The organism is Paenibacillus sp. FSL R5-0623, from assembly GCF_037974265.1.
Lineage (GTDB): Bacteria > Bacillota > Bacilli > Paenibacillales > Paenibacillaceae > Paenibacillus.
On sequence record NZ_CP150233.1, the window covers coordinates 1,127,942 to 1,145,962 of the forward strand.

Sequence of the window (18,021 nt, forward strand, 5' to 3'; positions counted from 1 at the left end):
TTTATTTATCCAATCTACCATCGTATATTGATTTCGGCATTAAAAAAGCCATCTCTTATGAGATGACTTTGGCCCGAATTCGATTGACGGCATGGAAGACAGAGGATTTAATCATACCTTCACTGCGATTCACCAGCTCTGCCGTTTCCTTAATGGAGTATCCATGGATGAGGCGAAGTTCTAATATTTTACGATGTTCGGTGTTGTTAATATGGGAAACAAGATCATGAACACCTTCGCTAATTTCAAGGTGGGATGTATCGACGTGGTGGGTAGGTACCTCCAGACGGCTGTCTCGTCTGAGTGTACGGGTCCGCCTGCGGAAGCTGTCCATCGCCAGGTTACGGGCAATGCGTTTGAGATAATAGAGAATGCGATCTTCAGGGATATCCACGGTAACGTTCATTAATCGAATGAAACAATCCTGTGCCAAATCTTCTGCATCTTGCGGTTGTTTGACGATATGGGATAGATACCTCGTGATTTCTGATTTATAGTTGATATAAGCTTCATTAATTCGTGTGCTGTTCATATGATGTGAATCCCCCTTGGATACAGATCAGGCATGGGTCCGGTCTGGTATGAGTCTCTTATGATCCAAGTATATCGGGAGGTTGTTTCCAAAAGGTTCAGAGTTGTATCGGAGTTGTAACATTTCGTGCTTCCCTCTATCCAAGCATACGGCTTGGGATACAAAATATAGGCAGATGAAGGAAATTCATAGAGCAGGGAGATTACGAAAGTATCATGAGACAAAAAGAGATTTTAATTATTGAGGACGAGGAGTCCATTCGCGATATTTTGTCCTATTCGTTACGTAAGGAAGGATTTGAGATCAAGGAAGCAGCTACGGGAAAAGAGGGCCTGGATCTGCTTCGGGATTCGAAGCCGGATCTGATCCTGCTGGATCTGATGCTGCCGGATATGAGCGGTTTTGATGTGTGCAGACAATTATCTGTGAACTCCAAGATACCTGTCATCATGATCACTGCGAAGTCGGACATGCTGGACAAGGTACTTGGCATGGAGCTTGGGGCGGATGATTATATCACGAAACCTTTTGATATCCGGGAGGTGGTTGCGCGCATTCGGGCGATCTTTCGCCGGATTGATCTCATCAGCGAGACACTGGAGAATCAGTCCTATGAGGTAGTAAGGCTGGGCAAGCATATTGAGATTCGCAAGGATGAACGGGAAGTGTGGAAAGACGGGGAACGGGCAGGACTCACGAATAAGGAATATGATCTGTTGTTATTTCTCGTGACCCATCATCGTAAGGTTCATACACGTTCTGAACTGCTGGACAAGGTATGGGGATTTGATTTTGCAGGGGATACCCGAACAGTGGATATTCATGTGCAACGGATTCGCAAGAAACTGGATAGTGGTGTGCAAGGCATTTCGATGATTGAAACGGTATTCGGTGTGGGGTACAAGCTGAATATTCAGGTACAGACATGAAGTGGACGATCCAGTTCAAAATGGTGGTGTTATTCTCGGTCATTGTCTTTATCGGATTCTCCGTTCTGCTGATTCTATCCAATAAGGTAGCTCAGGAGAATATGTACCGGGAAGTGCATGAGGATATGGTGCAATCCAAACGAAATCTGGACATCGCGCTGAATCAATACTTCCTGATCCATAACAAACGCATGAGCAGAGACTCGCTCGAAGCCGGAAGTCGCGAGCTCGCGGAGCAGATTGGATCAGCCGTTGGAGGGGAGATTACAGTATTTCGTCCTGATGCCTCGTCATACGGATTGGTGGGCAACGAGGTTAACGTGGCTAAGCGGTCTGACCATCCTGATATGGAAGAAGCCAAACACTCCCGAATCGCGTACACCACAGTTGTGGATAAAGGCCAGGTCACGGCCAGTCTGTCCTTCCCGCTCCAGACGGATCAACAATTGATTGGAATCGTACAGATGGAGAAGGATTATACGGACTTGTTTAAACGCAACCTTCGTTTTCAAAATACGATCAAGCTGTTCGCAGCGGTTATTTTTGTATTTTTATTTATCGCATCCATCTTTATTTCCCGGAAAATCACACAACCCATCCGTGTACTCACAAAACGTTCTGCCGAAGTGGCCCAAGGGAGTCTGAACGCAGACATCCAGATTACCACCAAGGATGAGATCGGTGAACTGGCTTCAAGCTTCACCGTCATGATTGATCGGATAAGGGAGCAGATTGATGTGATTGAGCGGGAGCGGGACGAAGTGAAACAAGTACAGGCGCGAAGCAAAGTCTTTTTTGACAATGTGACGCATGAATTAAAGACACCGCTCACGACGATTCTGGGATACGCCCAGATTTTGCGGGATAACGGATTCACCGATCAGGACTTTTTTGACAAAGGCATGAATTATATTATCAAGGAAAGCCAGCGTCTCAACACGATGGTTGCTGATATTCTGGAGGTGTCGGTCTCGTCTGCGGTCATTCAGGCGTACCGATTTGAACGTATAGATGTATCGGACATCATTCGTGAAGCTTGTGAGGACATGTCGATTAAGGCGGGCAAGTATAATATAGGCATCCATTATGAGCTGGAGGAACATCAGTATTTACAGGGAGATCGGGATAAGTTGAAGGAGGTCTTCCTTAACGTTCTGGATAACTCAATCAAGTACAGTGATGTGAATTCAATCATCGAGGTGCAATCTTTCCGGTTGGCTGATGTCATAGCTATCGTAATTCGTGATCAGGGAGAGGGTATTGGTGCTGAGGCACTTCAGCATGTATTTGAACCTTTTTACCAGGATAAAGAGATCAATAGGGCGGAGAAAGGCAGCGCGGGGCTCGGCTTGTCTATTGTGAAGAACATCGTTGAACGTCACGGAGGAACAGTGGAGATGAAGAGTATCATGCGTCAAGGGACACAAGTAAATATCAGTCTTCCGGGGGAAATGAACACATGAGACATCCCGGATTTTGGCGTAAAAACCGCGACAGATTGATGTTGTCAGGGCTGTTAATTGCATTTGTCAGCGGAATCTTCGGGATTGGCAGCCTGTTCAGTATCGCGAACCTCAAACCAAGAACCGTAATTTTGCCAGGTGAGCAATTCAATAGCCGTCTGGCGCCGCCACCGAGCAGCACAATTCAGATCGAGTCAGCTACCAAGATTCCAAATGACTTTCCGATCTTTGATTTTGAAGTGGTAGACCGGAACACGATTATATTAAATCAACTGGAATCTTCCTATTCCAGACTTCAGTTGTCTCTCCTGCATCTGGATGATAATGAAGTGAAGAGTATTGCGAGTAATACAGATTACGGTGTAGCGATCAGCCCGGACCACAAGAAGATCATATACTCCCAATACCGGGCGGGTCAGACGCTGAAGACGACGTATGAGTATGTGATTGAGAGCGGGGAACGTCGCAAGCTTCCGAACGACAACTCCTATTATAGAGTGTTTGTAGGGAACGAATCCTACATCGGTCAGGATGATCTCTTATTCAAACAAGTAGATCTGAGCCAGGGGACGAGTCAAGTCATCTACACATATGATGAGCTGATGGACATGTTCACAGGACCAAGACAAGGGAAAGGTTCGAATGATACGTTTATCGTGATGGATGTCTTGCAGGTTAGTGAAGACCTGAAACAGTTTTATATGCTGGTGATGCTAAAAGACAATTATGCCATCTATCGTGTATCGCTTGAGGACGAGCATGAAGTGAAGGCATATGCTGCAATGGAAGACATTCAACAATTCAAGTTACTGAAAAGTGGTGACATGCTCATCCAGGGAACGATGAATAAGGTACAGGGGCTGTATCGGTATCGTGCAGCACAGGAGCAGTATGATCTGATATTAAAAGGTTCCATCTGGAACTTCGAACTGGATGCAGAGGAATCGCGAATCGCATACTTTTACCCGATGGATAATCAGAATCAGAAGAATGAGTTGCATATTGCCTACCTGAATGACAGCAAGCTTTCGTCGGATACGGTGATCTACCGCAATATTGATAACTTCATCAATCTGAAATGGAATGACGATGAGCTATTTGCAGTGGGCAGCACGATGGATAAAAGTGAGATGTACCGCTTTAGTTTTAGAGCCTGGTAAGCGGCAAAAGGTACACGAATATTAGACCTTGGGTCTGGATGGAGCTGGCGATAGCTACTCTGCGGACAAGGTCTTTTTGTTATGACATTTTACAAGTTGGATACAACTCCGGCCAGCCCCGATACATCTCCACCCTATAATAAAAGGGAATGAGCTACGCGAATCCATACATATTTAGCAAGTAGAAAGGAAGAAATGTAGCAATGCTTCAAGTTGAACAATTATCCCACTCGTTTCGCAATGGCCAGGGAACCGTGCCGGTTCTTCAAGATATCAACCTGACGATTGGAGAAGGCAAGATGGTGGCCCTGCTGGGCAGTTCGGGTTCAGGCAAGTCTACACTGCTTAATCTGATGGCGGGGCTGATGAAACCGGATCAGGGCAAGATTCTAATTGCTGGACAAGATATTGTACGTTTCAGTGAAAATCGCCTGGCGGAGTTCAGGCGCAATCATATCGGGTTTATTTTTCAATCCTATGAGCTGCTGTCCAATCTTACGATCCGGGAAAATGTAGAGTTACCCTTGGTGTTCATGGGTGTAAGCCCTTCGAAACGCAAAGCAAAAGCATTAAAGCTGTTGGAGCAGGTTGGACTTGGGGAAAAGGCAAGCTTATTCCCGTCCCAGTTGTCGGGCGGTCAACAACAACGTGTCAGTATTGCACGTTCGCTCATTACCGAACCCTCGGTGATCTTTGCAGATGAGCCGACGGGAAATTTGGATACCGAGACGGAGGAAGAGATCATTGCGATTTTGCAGCAGCTTAACCGGGATATGAATACAACCTTTGTCATTGTGACACATGAAGCAGAGGTCGCCGAGCAGATGCAGGTCGTTCTTACCCTGCAACATGGAATACTGGTCGAAGAAGCTGTAAGGAAAGTTTGAGGCAAAAGGAGAGGAAATGTGAGAATACGGGATGTAGCACGTATGGCCTGGGGACAGATCATTCGCAGAAAAATGGTCACCCTGTTGTGCATGATGGGGCTGTCCATCGGCTCTGCCGCCATGATCATTGCACTTAGCGTGGGGCAGTCCGTACAGACCTATAGCGAGAGAACATTAAACGACAATTACAAGATGGATGAGATTACGATTACGCCCAATGAAGGCATTCGTACGGGGAACGGCAAGGGGAGCGGTCAGACATCGAAGTTTGAACGGGGCGCGTTGACGTTGGAAAAGATCCAGATTATCCAAAGGCTCCCCCATGTGGTTGCCGTGGCTCCCATGTTAAAGCTGGATTCGCTGGAAATGGTGCTTCCAGATGGTCGCAGTACCTATGTTGAAGTCATTGGTACACAGCTCGAGACCCTGGGTGGGTTTGGATACAAGTATGCTGAGGGGCGTGGTACGGAAGATGGTCGTATGGCGGTGACCAGTTATGGGACCGCATTCGGACTCGTAGACCCGAAAGTAACTCAGAAGTTATTCGAGCAGTTGAATGCTGATCCATATAACAATGCGCTTTTGGAAGAGTATATGGCGATCGCATCGAAGCAGGATCAGCTCGTCCAGCAGCATGTTCAATTTCGATATGAAGACTTTGTGAATGCAAGCAAAACCAGAATGAGCGGCTCCATACGTGTATCTGGAGAACTAATGAAACCCTCCAATATGGATGATATGACTGCTCAAGGTGACAAAAAAGTGTATCTGCCACTCGATACAGCTCGTGCATTGCAGGATGAGCTTGGATTGCAACAGGCAGACAATAGTTCGGCCAAACATCTTAACTCGGCCTTGGTCAAGGTAGAGGATAAACGCTATGTATCTCAGGTGGAAGAACAGATCCAAAAGCTGACGTTAAACACACAGAGCAATCTGTTCCAGGAGGAAGCGATGGCAGGCCAACTGGCGATGTACCAAAAAGCGGCACTGGGCATCGGTGGTTTTATCATGCTGCTGGCCTCATTATCCATTATTGTGGCAATGATTATGTCTACGCATCAACGGCGTAAGCAGATTGGTGTAATGAAGGTGCTGGGTGCGAATCTGTGGCAGATCCGCCAGATGTTTATTACGGAAGCAGCGATGCTTGGATTAATGGGCGGTGTGGCTGGTGTGGGGATTGCCTTTGCTGCCCTCGGCGGGGTGAACAGTCTGCTGGCGAGTCAGATGGCAGATCAGATGAATGGTCCGATGACCGTCGTTATTCAGCAGTCGGCTTTGCCACTGGGCATCGTTTTTGCTGTTCTGGTTGGCATTGTATCGGGTATATATCCGGCAATCAGCGCATCTCGGACCAATGCATTAACTGTGATCAAATCAATGTAATTTTATCAGCGAAAGGGAAATTGGGCACATGAAGAAATGGATTAAAATCATCATCACCGTTGTACTTTTGGCAGGTGTAGGGTACTGGTTGTATGAAAAGTACAAGCCAAAACCGGAGGCGCCTATAGAGATTCCGCCCCCGATTACCTTTGATGTGACACAGGAAACGATGACGCAAACGATACAGGTGAAGGGAAAATCCGTATACACCGATCAGACGGATATCTTCGCTCCGTATGCTTCCAACATCAAGCAGTGGAACGTGAAAAGTGGTGAGCAGGTGAGCAAAGGCGATATCCTGTTTACCCTCGATACTTCTACGTTGCAAACGGAAGTAGAACAGTTGCAGAGTGATCTGGAGAAAGCCCAGCTGGAAAATAAGATGAATCAGGTTAGCCTGGATCAGGCGAATATGAGCGAGTCGCTTGGCGTGACGGAAGAGGAGCGCAAGAAGGCATTTGCAGATCGGGAAGGTAAACGCCTGACGAATGAGTTGAATCAAAAAGCGCTGGTCCTCAAGGAGAAGGAGATACAGAAAAAGCAGGCAGTAATAAGTAAGTCTGTTGTATATGCTTCCGCTTCCGGTATATTTCAGATGAATGAAGAGGATAGCAAGACACGTGCGGTGACGGAAGGACAGCTGATCGGATCCATTACAAACATCAGCAAACTGAAATTTATGACGATCGTTGGTGAGGAAGAAATGTTCAGGCTCAAGGTGGGAATGCCGGTTAAGGTGCGAATGACAGCGCTGAAAGGCCTGCAATTCACCGGAAAGGTGAGTAAGGTATCCAAATTCGCCCGCAAGAGTACCGATACGGACCTCAAGCAAGCTTCACAGTTTGACGTGGTCATTGATCTGAAGCCGGACGCCAGAATGTATGGAGGCGTGAGTCTGGAAGGCGATATCGAGACAATGCGGAAGGATAAAGTGACGGTAGTGTCCAGCCTCGCGATCATGCGGGATCAGACCGAGCCTTACGTACTGTTAGACAAAGGGAACGGACAGACAGAGCCGCTGACCATTCAGGCTGGAATGGAATCAGGGGACAAGACGGAAGTGGTTAGCGGGTTAAAACCGGGAGACATTGTCGTTTTACCGTAGACGTAGGAAACTATGAAGAAGGCATTATATGTAATGACTAGCTAGACGAGCGGTCGATTCGACCTTGAAAAACACAAGGTTCATTGTGGCATATGGCCATGATGAGCCTTTGCTGAGGTGAGGGGCAAGGGATGTCCAGATTCCTGCCTGAATTATGGAAAAAAATATAATTAAATTTATATAATTCAATTTACAGTAATATTTACATGTCGTATAATTAGAACATAAGGAGGTGACACCGAACATCATGTTTGTAGATGGATAGGCGAAGACCTTTTTTTTAACTGATTTAAGAAAGCGCTTACCTAATTTAAGATTCAGACATCCCACAAGTCTTTTTTCACACTTCTTCATGTCTAACACACGTACAACCACACCCACCATATTATACTCATTCACATGATTCGCCCTCACACACTATTTGTTTGCTCAAGATTCCAGTTATACAACCATTTCTTTTGGAGGTGATACAACCAACTCATCCGAACGTTCTCTTCGTGCGAAGCATCATAATGACACAGAGGATCAGACATGAGTACAACCCAATCTAACTAAAGGAAAGGTGGAACTATGAAGACTAAATTGAAAACCAAATCGAGAGGTAAGAAGATCCTGCGCAAAGGTGTAAAACAAATGCTTGCAGCAACGCTGCTCGCTGCGGGGATTTTCCCTGGACTGTCTCCAGGCTTGACTCAGGCCGCTGAAGCACATGTGGATAATCCATTTGTAGGGGCAACCGCTTATCTGAACGAGGACTATTCAGCTCTCGTGGATACATCCATTGCGATGACCAATGATGCATCGTTGAAGGCCAAGATGGAGACAGTCAAATCGTACCCAACCGCAGTATGGGTTGACCGGATTGCTGCAATCTATGGCGGGACGGACAACGCTGGTCGCAAAAGTGTAGAGCAACATCTGGATGCCGTTCTCGCTCAAAAGAAACCGGGTACGCCTATAACGGCTTCATTTGTTATCTATAACTTGCCTGGACGGGATTGTCATGCACTCGCATCGAATGGTGAACTTCCACTAACACAGGCAGCACTGCAGACATATAAAACAGATTATATTGATGTCATTGCAGATATCTTTGCAGATCCGAAGTATCAGGATATTCGTATTATTGCCGTCATTGAACCGGACAGTCTGCCTAACCTTGTGACCAACCTGAGTACACCAGCTTGTGGTCAAGCCAGCTCAACAGGTATCTATGAGGCGGGTGTGAAGTATGCATTGGACAAGCTGCACGCCATTCCGAATGTGTACAACTATCTGGATATCGGCCACTCCGGCTGGCTTGGGTGGGATAACAACCGTTCTGCAGCAGTCGCGCTGTATACAAGTGTTGTGCAAGGGACAGCCGCGGGTCTGAGCAGTGCAGATGGCTTCATTACGAATACCGCGAACACCACACCACTGGGGGAGCCGAACCTGTCTAACCCGGATCTCAATATCGGTGGACAACCGATTAAATCTGCCAAGTTTTATGAGTGGAATCCTTATTTTGACGAAACCGATTTCACCGCTGCGCTGTATGCTGATTTCGTACAAGCTGGCTGGCCAAGCAGCACAGGTTTCCTGATTGATACTAGCCGGAATGGGTGGGGCGGGGTAGACCGTCCAGCATCTGCTACGGGTAGCAACATCAACGATTATGTGAATTCTGGACGTGTAGATCGCCGGGAGCATCGGGGGAACTGGTGTAATGCCAGTGGCGCAGGTATTGGTGAAGCACCTAAGGCTGCACCAGGACCAGCGCATCTGGATGCTTATGTATGGGTGAAACCTCCGGGTGAATCTGATGGCTCCAGCTCCGAAATTCCGAATAACGAAGGCAAAGGTTTCGACCGGATGTGTGATCCAACCTTCACAACTCGGGATGGTGTATTAACAGGTGCATTGCCTAATGCCCCAGTATCGGGCCACTGGTTCCATGATCAATTCGTGGCACTGGTGAAAAACGCATTCCCTGTACTGCCTGCCAGTAACGGTGGAGGCAATCCTCCCGGGGGAACAACAGCTCCGGCAGCACCAGCAGCATTGACGGCTTCTGCCGGTAACGCTCAAGTCTCCTTGACGTGGACTGCTTCTACAGGGGCTACAAGTTATAGTGTGAAGCGGGCACTGAGTGCATCAGGTCCATTCACAACAATTGCAGCTAACGTGAGTGGAACATCTTACAGCAACACCGGCCTGATCAATGGTACAACCTATTATTATGTGGTAACGGCAACAAATGCAGTAGGTGAAAGTGTTAACTCTGCAACAGCAACAGCTACACCTGTTGCAGGTGTAACGGCGCCAGCTGCACCGACTGCTCTCACAGCAACTGCAGGCAATGCGCAGGTGAGCCTGACGTGGGCCGCTTCTACAGGTGCAACAAGTTATGATGTGAAACGCGCACTGAGTGCAACAGGTCCGTTCACAACAATCGCGGCGAATGTGAGCGGTACGTCATACACCAACACTTCCCTGACGAACGGCACGACGTATCATTATGTGGTAAGTGCAGTGAATACAGCAGGGCAAAGTGCCAATTCCGCTGTAGCTTCCGCGACACCTCAAAGTGTCGTTGTACCAACGAGTGATCTTGTCGTGCAATATCGTGCTGGAGATACCAATGCTCAAGATAGCCAGATCAAACCGTATTTCAACATCAAAAATCTGGGTAGTACTGCTGTGAATCTGAGTGATCTGAAAATCCGGTATTACTTCTCCAAAGAAGGCTCGGCTGCGATGGATTCTGCCATCGATTACGCTCAAGTTGGCGGAGCCAATATCCAGCGGACCTTCACAGACTTGTATGTGGAGCTGAGCTTCACATCTGGCGCTGGCAGCATTCAGGCTGGTGGACAGACTGGAGACATCCAGCTTCGCATGTACAAAACAGACTGGTCCAACTTGGACGAGACGAATGACTACTCTTTCGATCCAACGAAAACATCCTACCAGGATTGGAATAAGGTAACACTCTACCAAGGTGAAAACCTGGTATGGGGTATTGAGCCTTAAACTTTACTTGTAACTGTCTTAACCGCGGTCCTCAGTGTGTTAGAGGATCGCGGTTTTTTGCTATGCATTACAAGAGTCATTCTAGATTGAAGTTCATGATCAACTGAGGAACATAGTGGAGGGGAAGAAATCGATTCTGCAAGTACTTATTTCCCAAATGACTCCTAAAAACACTGATTATTAATCGTTTTGGACGGATATTTGCCTAGGGTCTGGCAAGCAGGATGTCTATAATAGAACCCGATGGGCGAGATCACCTCGCTCGGATTGGAAAGAGAATGGAAGGGGGACCGCACTCTGGTAGTCGGGCAAGCTGATTTCTCTTTTTAAATTTTGTAAGCGTAATCATTGTGGGTTGAAACCTTCTTTCGAAGAAGGTTGTGTGGATTATCGAACGTCCAATCATCATCAATGTGTATAAGCGTCACCTATTCTGTCTCAAGGAGCGTGAAGGTGGATGAACTCAGAAACAACAGCGCCGGTACATAAGGGATCGGCTTCAGGTATGCAATCCGGTCGCAGGAAGGCTCGTATGCCACTTGCAGCCAAGGTGCTCTCTTCGGCACTCAGCGTAGCTTTGCTTGTTGGGGGAACAGCGGGGATTACCGGAGCAGAAGCTTCGAACGGTAGTGGGGCGACGGAGGCCAGCCTGCAATCACATAAGGGGGGCAGTCACGTGAAAGAGATTCAACTGGAATATCTGGATCGGGGTTTGGTGGCTGCATCAACATCTGAAGGTGTGTTTCTCAGTTGGAGATTGCTTGGTGACGAAGCAACAGGGTATAGCGACAAAGGGCTGACAGGTACGGACTTTAACGTCTATCGTGATGGCAAAAAGATCGCTACCGTCACCGACAGCACCAACTATGTAGATGCCGCGGGCCAATCTTCTTCCCGTTATGAAGTGGCGGCGGTGAACAAGAAGGGCAAGGAGAGCAAACGCAGTGCATCCGTCAAACCTTGGGCGAACGGGTATGTGGATATTCCACTGCAAAAACCCGCCGATGGCGTGACGCCTGCGGGAGAAGCTTATACGTATTCCGCCAATGACATGAGCGTGGGTGATGTGGATGGGGATGGCCAATATGAGTTTTTCGTCAAATGGGACCCTTCCAACGCCAAGGACGTATCGCAAAAAGGGTACACCGGTAAAACCTATATTGATGCTTACACCCTGGACGGACAATTGTTGTACCGGATCGACCTTGGGGTCAACATCCGTGCAGGTGCTCATTATACACAGATGCTCGTTTACGATTTTGACGGAGATGGCAAGGCTGAGATGATGTTCAAGACCGCTCCGGGCACAAAGATTATTAAATACAACAAAAAAGGAAAAGTGACATCCGAGAAATATATCACGCTTCCGAAGCAGGATCGCAAGGCAGGGTATTCGAACGAAGATGATTATCGTTTAAGTGCGGATGGTTACTACGACCACGTGGTGGATATGTTCAAGAACTGGCATAAACATGATGAGGTTGTGAAGGGCAACTGGCCTGCGACACTGGAAGAGGCTTTTGGAATGGAAAAAAAATATAACTACCCATTATCTCAGCAAGATGCCGAGAGCCTGGCCGACTACTTCATTGATGTATATGCGGTAGAACGCAGCAACCGCAATGAGCTGCGCAAGTTTGAAGGTTTTATCGTGGATGGACCGGAGTATATTACGGTATTTGAAGGTAAATCAGGCAAGGAACTGGAGACCGTTCCATATGAACCTGAGCGTCATGATGATGGTCTGATGTGGGGCGATTATGCCATGGCACGGATTGAACCCGGGAATCGGGTGGACCGTTTCCTGGCAGGCGTGGCGTATCTGGATGGCAAGAAACCGTCTGCAATCTTTGCACGCGGATACTACACACGTTCGACAATGGTTGCCTACAATTGGGACGGCAAGAAGCTGAAAAAGGAATGGAAAGTGGACAGTGGCTGGACACCTATGAAAAACCCGTTCAATGACGGGCCACACGGCGTAGATGGTACAGATCCAGAGTACGGCTCCATAACAACCCAGGGAGCGCACTATTTCAGCGTGGCGGATGTGGATGGAGATGGCAAACAGGAGATTATCTATGGCTCCGCTACGATTGATCATGACGGCAGCGTGCTGTACAGTTCCACTGACCTGATGCCTGCCGAGAGTGCTGCACCGGGAACCGTTGCCCGTCTGGGGCATGGCGACGCACTTCATGTGGCAGATATCGACCCGGATCGTCCGGGACTTGAGATTTTCATGGTTCACGAGGGTGGCCCTTGGGCGCCGTATGGCTATTCCCTGCGAGATGCCAAGACTGGAGAAGTAATCTACGGTGGATACACAGGGAAAGATACCGGTCGCGGCATGGTGGGTGATGTTGATCCGACTCGTCGTGGACTGGAGACATGGGCTGTCGGTTTGTGGACAGCTAAGGGTGAGAAAATCAGTGATCAGATGCCGGGAACGAATATGAATATCCGTTGGGCTGCCGATATGACGACACAGATCGTGGATGGTGCGATTGATGTTACACCAACCATCAAGGATTGGAGTCGTGGCACGTTGCTGACGGCAACAGGCACATTGACCAACAATCACACCAAAGGTACACCTTCTCTCGTAGCTGATATCTTCGGGGATTGGCGGGAAGAGATGTTGGTGAGAACCACGGACAGTTCAGCGATTCGTATCTATCTAAGTACCGAGAAAACGGACCGCAAATTGTACACGCTGATGCATGATGCGATGTATCGTGTGGGCATTGCCGGACAGAACAGTGGATACAACCAGCCGTCCTATCCGTCCTTCTACATGGCATCGGATATCGACTGGTCCAAAGTAACGCTGCCTAAGTTTTACACGCCAGGTAAGGGCGGAAAGTAAGCAGGCCGGATGAGCGATAGCTAGAAATAGCAACATAACATGTGCTCAAGATCAGCCTGTAACGTAACGCAGCGTCGTTAGTTTTAAGCGTAGGTATTGAACCTTAAAAGCTCTGGAATCCCAATGTGTCTCGCACATGGGGTTTCAGAGCTTTTTTCACATAAGGATCTGCGGATAAAGCTTGGCGTTTGCTCAGCCATCCATGTTACGTCATTCTTTTACATCGTTGGAGTTAAGATGCTCGGTAGAAGCGAACGCTTTAATGGTGTAGTTACCTTGATCATGGATCAATGTGGTAATGGAGCACTCGGGGATCAATTGGTTCTGCATAGCTATAAAATCGGAATGCCAGACGTTAAGCTCGCGCTCGGTAAAGGTTTGCACCAGAAAATCAGTAATGAGTCCACCATGTGTAACCACAATAATGTTACTGTTCTCTGGCTCTTCATTAGCTAATTCGGTTAGGAGGGAGGCCAGACGTTCACCAGCCTGTTTGGCCGAGTCTCCCACGGGTGGAATGTAATCTGGCTCAGACGTACATCGATCCCACATCGCAATGAATTCTTCGAATGACTGATCCGGGCAATCGCCCCAATTGGTACGTTCGCGCAGGCGAGGATCTTCGGTTATATGAAGACGGGTGTGGCGGGCAATCATACTTGCAGTTTCTCGGGCCCGTTGAAGTGGGCTGGTAAGGATTTTAGTAACGGGAAAGATAGCTCTGGCAAAATGAAGTGCTGTGGCTTCGGCTTGTAAAGCCCCTTCGGCAGTGAGGGAGACATCCCCGATTCGTCGTTCTTTGAGACCATGTCTCACTAGATGAAAGGTGGTACTCATGAGTGGAAACCTCCTTAATTATAGACAGTTTACATAAAGGATTAGATAGCATACTAATTATATATTTATATAATTAGTTAATGCAATGATGGTTTTAACGAAGACAGTTTATATTCAACCTACAGAATTGCTACAATGGAGAAAAGTGAGGATTGATCGTGTAGAAATGGGGGTATGGACATGAGCATCACAAAGCGCTGGACAGGAAGCCTGTATCAGGAGGCATTGCGAACAGAGGATTGCGGGCCGCGTTTCTACGCGTACTATTACAAGCAATGGGACAACTATCGTATGTCCTATCACAATCATGATTCGACGGAGATCATGTATATTATTTCAGGAATGTGCCGGGTGGATGTGCAGATGTCGGATGGGAGTTCGGAGCAGACCGTTTTGAAAAAAGGGCAGTTCATTATGCTCGACGCAGGTGTCCCGCACCGTTTGCTGGTGGAAGATGGTGTCCCTTGCCGGATGCTCAATGTGGAGTTTGGTTTCTCCACCTCGTCTCCCGGACAGCTATCCATCCGCCAGCTTGCGCTGGAAGAGGAAGAAGTCCAAGCTTTACTTACTAATGCTTCGCCATATCTGGTATTGCCTGATCCGGAGGAGGTGTACCATATTATGAAAAGTCTGGTGCTGGAACTCGATCAACGTGGTCTACTGGAGCAAGAAAGTTCGACTGCACCGATGAGGATTATTCCACCAGAGGAACGGTCTCATCATCGCGAAGCCCGGAATCTCTCGTCCCCGGAACAGGGTATGCTGGTGCGTACGCTGTTCGTGCAGTTGCTGGTCCGTGTTGCACGTCTGCGCGGAGAAATGAGCCGGAGTGCGCCAGATCAGGCGGAACTGTACGTCAAACGAACCATTGAATTCATGCATCACAATATGGATCGTAACATTCAGATGAAGGATATTGCGGCGGCAGTTAATCTGCATCCAGGCTATTTACATCGTATTTTTCGTCAGCACACGCAGCGCACACCTACCGACTACCTGACGATGCTTCGAATGGAAAAGGCCAAGATGCTGCTTCAGCAGACCAATATTCCGATTTCGGAAATCTCTGACTATGTTGGAGTAGGCAGTCGTCAGTATTTTCATATGTTGTTCAAAAAATATACAGGTCGTACGCCGGTTGAATTTCGCTCCTCTATGGAACGACATGTCAGTCAGTACCCGTCCGATGAATGAGCCGATTGCAGTTATTTCGAATACAACTGGATTATTGGAGCTAGCGCGTAAAAGTTAGGATTTTTGACAACAAGATCTTGAACAGGTCATGATTTTGATAACGCTTCCCTATATGCGGTTGGTACAATGATTTCATGAAGAGAGTCATTAACCGAAGCGAAAGATTGGGATTAAGGGAGGACATAGGGATGTCTTTTAAAGTGGCGTTTATCGGGGCAGGAAGTATCGGATTTACACGGGGATTGTTAAGGGATTTGCTCACGGTACCCGAGTTTAACAACATCGAGATTGCGTTCTGCGATATTAACCAGCACAATCTGGACATGGTGACTGAGCTGTGTCAGCGGGATATCCGTGAGAATGGATTGAATATTCAGATTCAGACGACAACAGATCGTAAAGAAGCATTGAAAGATGCGAAGTATGTACTGTGTACGATTCGTGTTGGGGGACTGGAAGCATTTGCAACGGATGTAGATATTCCACTGAAATATGGGGTAGACCAATGTGTCGGCGATACGCTGTGTGCAGGCGGCATTATGTACGGACAACGGGGAATCGCCGAGATGCTGGACATCTGTAAGGATATTCGTGAACAGAGCGCACCCGACGTGCTGCTCCTGAACTATTCCAATCCGATGGCGATGCTGACATGGGCTTGCAACAAGTACGGTGGTGTACGGACGATCGGACTGTGTCATGGCGTACAGCATGGTCATCATCAGATTGCGGAAGCTTTTGGCTTGAAAAAGAGCGAAGTGGATATTGTCTGTGCCGGCATCAACCATCAGACCTGGTATATTCAGGCTTCTCATGAAGGTAAAGACCTTACAGGTGACCTGCTCGAAGCCTTCGAGAAACATCCGGAGTATAGCCGTACTGAGAAAGTGCGGATCGATATGCTACGCCGGTTCGGATATTACAGTACAGAATCGAATGGTCATCTGAGTGAATATGTGCCGTGGTACCGCAAACGTCCGGAAGAGATCAACGAATGGATCGACCTGGGCAACTGGATCAACGGAGAGACGGGTGGATATCTGCGGGTATGTACCGAGGGGCGCAACTGGTTTGAGACTGATTTTCCTAACTGGATGAAGGATGAACCGATGCAATTCATTCCGGAAAAACGGGGCGAGGAGCACGGTTCGTACATTATTGAAGGTCTGGAGACGGGACGTGTCTATCGAGGACATTTCAATACCGTTAATCATGGAGTAATCTCGAACCTGCCGGATGATGCGATTATTGAAGCACCGGGATATGTGGATCGCAACGGCATCTCCATGCCACATGTAGGCGATCTGCCACTTGGACCGGCTGCGGTATGTAATGTGAGCATTTCCGTGCAACGTCTTGCGGTTGAAGCAGCGGTCAACGGAGATGATAAATTACTTCGTCAGGCGTTCATGATGGACCCGCTCGTGGGTGCCGTATGTAATCCAAAAGAAATCTGGCAAATGGTCGACGAGATGCTGGTTGCACAGGCCCAGTGGTTGCCGCAGTACGGGGATGCGATTGCAGCCGCAGAAGCAAGACTTGCTGCTGGCGACCTTATTCCAACGAAGGAATATGAAGGGGCGGCAAGACTCAAAGTGAAAACCGTTGAAGAAATGCAGCAGGATCGTGATGCTGCCAACAAAAATGCGGGAGAATCCGATAAAGGGAAAGATCGCGAGAAAGTGCAACAATAGATAAAGGCAGGATGTACAACAACGAAATATAAACGGAATATGAAAATTAAGAAAAATGAATAAGAAATATAAAGAGTAGACGGGGCCCTCTCCAGTATTGGAGGGGCCCTGTTTGATTCTATTTTTTCTCAACGACACGAACCACAAACGTAAAAAAAGTATCTCCCAGGCTGATCTGTGAATCTTGAGGGGAAGACCAGCGGACAAATGCTCCATAATAATGTGTCCCTGGTTCCTTGGGAAGTTGGAAGGTCCCATCCGTAGAAGTAACGTATGCATTGCGGTTGTCCACATATTCAGAAATACTTATCTCATCCGGGGGGATATCTATACCCATGTCTATGGATAAATCCTCACCGGCAAGAACTTGGACCGGAGTGTTGTCTTCAAAATTTAGACTAGCGTAATCAGCGCAGGTGCCTCCCCAGCAATAACTGCCCTGTATAGCAGGAATAGAGATGCCGCTTTCGCTCTTAATAGTTGGCGTAGGCAGTTTCTGAGGTAAGTTGGACTCCGGTTCCTGAACCTGTTTTGATCCCATTTCGACTTCCTTTGTACTATGATTTGGAGTAGGATTACAGCCGGATAATATCAGCATAGTTGAAAGAAATACCAATGTGGTCAATGTTCTTATCGTATTGAAGAATTTTATTTTATGCACCTCCCTAATATCTTCCAGACGAAAATTAAGAGAGGAATGTTGCTAATCAATGAGTGGGTAAGGAGTTGAAAAGAGCTACAGGAACTAAATTGGGATTTTCAAGTACGCGAGAAGCTGGTGGAACCGCCACAAGTGAAAGAGTTTTTTTTCACAGATTGTTGACAATTAAGCTGCATGAAATAGAAGGAAATAAGCAAGAGACTCGACTCTTCTCCCATGCTATGTTATTATAAATCTCTGATAACGTGGTAACGAACTAAAGCGTTTGGGTTTTGGTTATAGACAT

13 protein-coding genes are annotated in these 18,021 nt (G+C 47.6%); 10 read left to right on the plus strand and 3 right to left on the minus strand.

Annotated elements, in window-relative coordinates:
• Positions 1 to 55 precede the first annotated feature (55 nt).
• Positions 56 to 532, minus strand: coding sequence for an RNA polymerase sigma factor (locus MKY92_RS05120; protein ID WP_076213502.1), 477 nt, complete (start codon positions 530 to 532; stop codon positions 56 to 58).
• Between the two features lie 215 nt (positions 533 to 747).
• On the opposite strand from MKY92_RS05120, the gene MKY92_RS05125 reads away from it, so the two are divergent.
• From MKY92_RS05125 to MKY92_RS05160, 8 genes are all read left to right on the plus strand, one after another.
• A complete protein-coding gene (locus tag MKY92_RS05125; protein ID WP_036606313.1) occupies positions 748 to 1,461 on the plus strand; it encodes a response regulator transcription factor in 714 nt (237 codons plus the stop codon).
• On the plus strand, positions 1,458 to 2,924 hold the full coding sequence (locus MKY92_RS05130; protein WP_339299496.1) for a HAMP domain-containing sensor histidine kinase: 1,467 nt from the start codon (positions 1,458 to 1,460) through the stop codon (positions 2,922 to 2,924). Before MKY92_RS05125 ends, MKY92_RS05130 begins: the two co-directional genes overlap by 4 nt.
• Positions 2,921 to 4,084 (plus strand): hypothetical protein, encoded by a 1,164-nt coding sequence (locus tag MKY92_RS05135; protein ID WP_339299498.1) that lies wholly within the window; start codon positions 2,921 to 2,923, stop codon positions 4,082 to 4,084. The genes MKY92_RS05130 and MKY92_RS05135 overlap by 4 nt, the downstream gene beginning before the upstream one ends.
• 203 nt (positions 4,085 to 4,287) lie before the next feature.
• A complete protein-coding gene (locus tag MKY92_RS05140) occupies positions 4,288 to 4,971 on the plus strand; it encodes an ABC transporter ATP-binding protein (protein ID WP_221818935.1) in 684 nt (227 codons plus the stop codon).
• A gap of 18 nt (positions 4,972 to 4,989) precedes the next feature.
• Positions 4,990 to 6,360, plus strand: coding sequence for an ABC transporter permease (locus MKY92_RS05145; RefSeq protein WP_339299499.1), 1,371 nt, complete (start codon positions 4,990 to 4,992; stop codon positions 6,358 to 6,360).
• Positions 6,361 to 6,388: 28 nt separating this feature from the next.
• Entirely contained in the window at positions 6,389 to 7,465 is a 1,077-nt protein-coding gene (locus MKY92_RS05150; RefSeq protein ID WP_339299500.1) for an efflux RND transporter periplasmic adaptor subunit, read from the plus strand.
• Positions 7,466 to 8,035: 570 nt separating this feature from the next.
• Positions 8,036 to 10,480 (plus strand): glycoside hydrolase family 6 protein, encoded by a 2,445-nt coding sequence (locus MKY92_RS05155; protein ID WP_339299501.1) that lies wholly within the window; start codon positions 8,036 to 8,038, stop codon positions 10,478 to 10,480.
• A gap of 532 nt (positions 10,481 to 11,012) precedes the next feature.
• Positions 11,013 to 13,349, plus strand: a complete 2,337-nt coding sequence (locus tag MKY92_RS05160; protein WP_339301695.1) for a rhamnogalacturonan lyase — start codon at positions 11,013 to 11,015, stop codon at positions 13,347 to 13,349.
• Between the two features lie 210 nt (positions 13,350 to 13,559).
• On the opposite strand, the gene MKY92_RS05165 is transcribed toward MKY92_RS05160, so the two are convergent.
• Positions 13,560 to 14,186, minus strand: a complete 627-nt coding sequence (locus MKY92_RS05165; RefSeq protein ID WP_339299503.1) for a histidine phosphatase family protein — start codon at positions 14,184 to 14,186, stop codon at positions 13,560 to 13,562.
• A gap of 180 nt (positions 14,187 to 14,366) precedes the next feature.
• Here MKY92_RS05165 and MKY92_RS05170 point away from each other — a divergent pair, with 180 nt between their 5' ends.
• Positions 14,367 to 15,380: an AraC family transcriptional regulator gene (locus tag MKY92_RS05170; protein WP_339299504.1), complete on the plus strand. Its 1,014-nt coding sequence runs from the start codon at positions 14,367 to 14,369 to the stop codon at positions 15,378 to 15,380.
• Positions 15,381 to 15,568: 188 nt separating this feature from the next.
• Positions 15,569 to 17,074: an alpha-glucosidase/alpha-galactosidase gene (locus MKY92_RS05175; RefSeq protein WP_339299505.1), complete on the plus strand. Its 1,506-nt coding sequence runs from the start codon at positions 15,569 to 15,571 to the stop codon at positions 17,072 to 17,074.
• 118 nt (positions 17,075 to 17,192) lie between these two features.
• On the opposite strand, the gene MKY92_RS05180 is transcribed toward MKY92_RS05175, so the two are convergent.
• Entirely contained in the window at positions 17,193 to 17,699 is a 507-nt protein-coding gene (locus tag MKY92_RS05180) for a hypothetical protein (protein ID WP_339299506.1), read from the minus strand.
• Between the last annotated feature and the right edge of the window lie 322 nt (positions 17,700 to 18,021).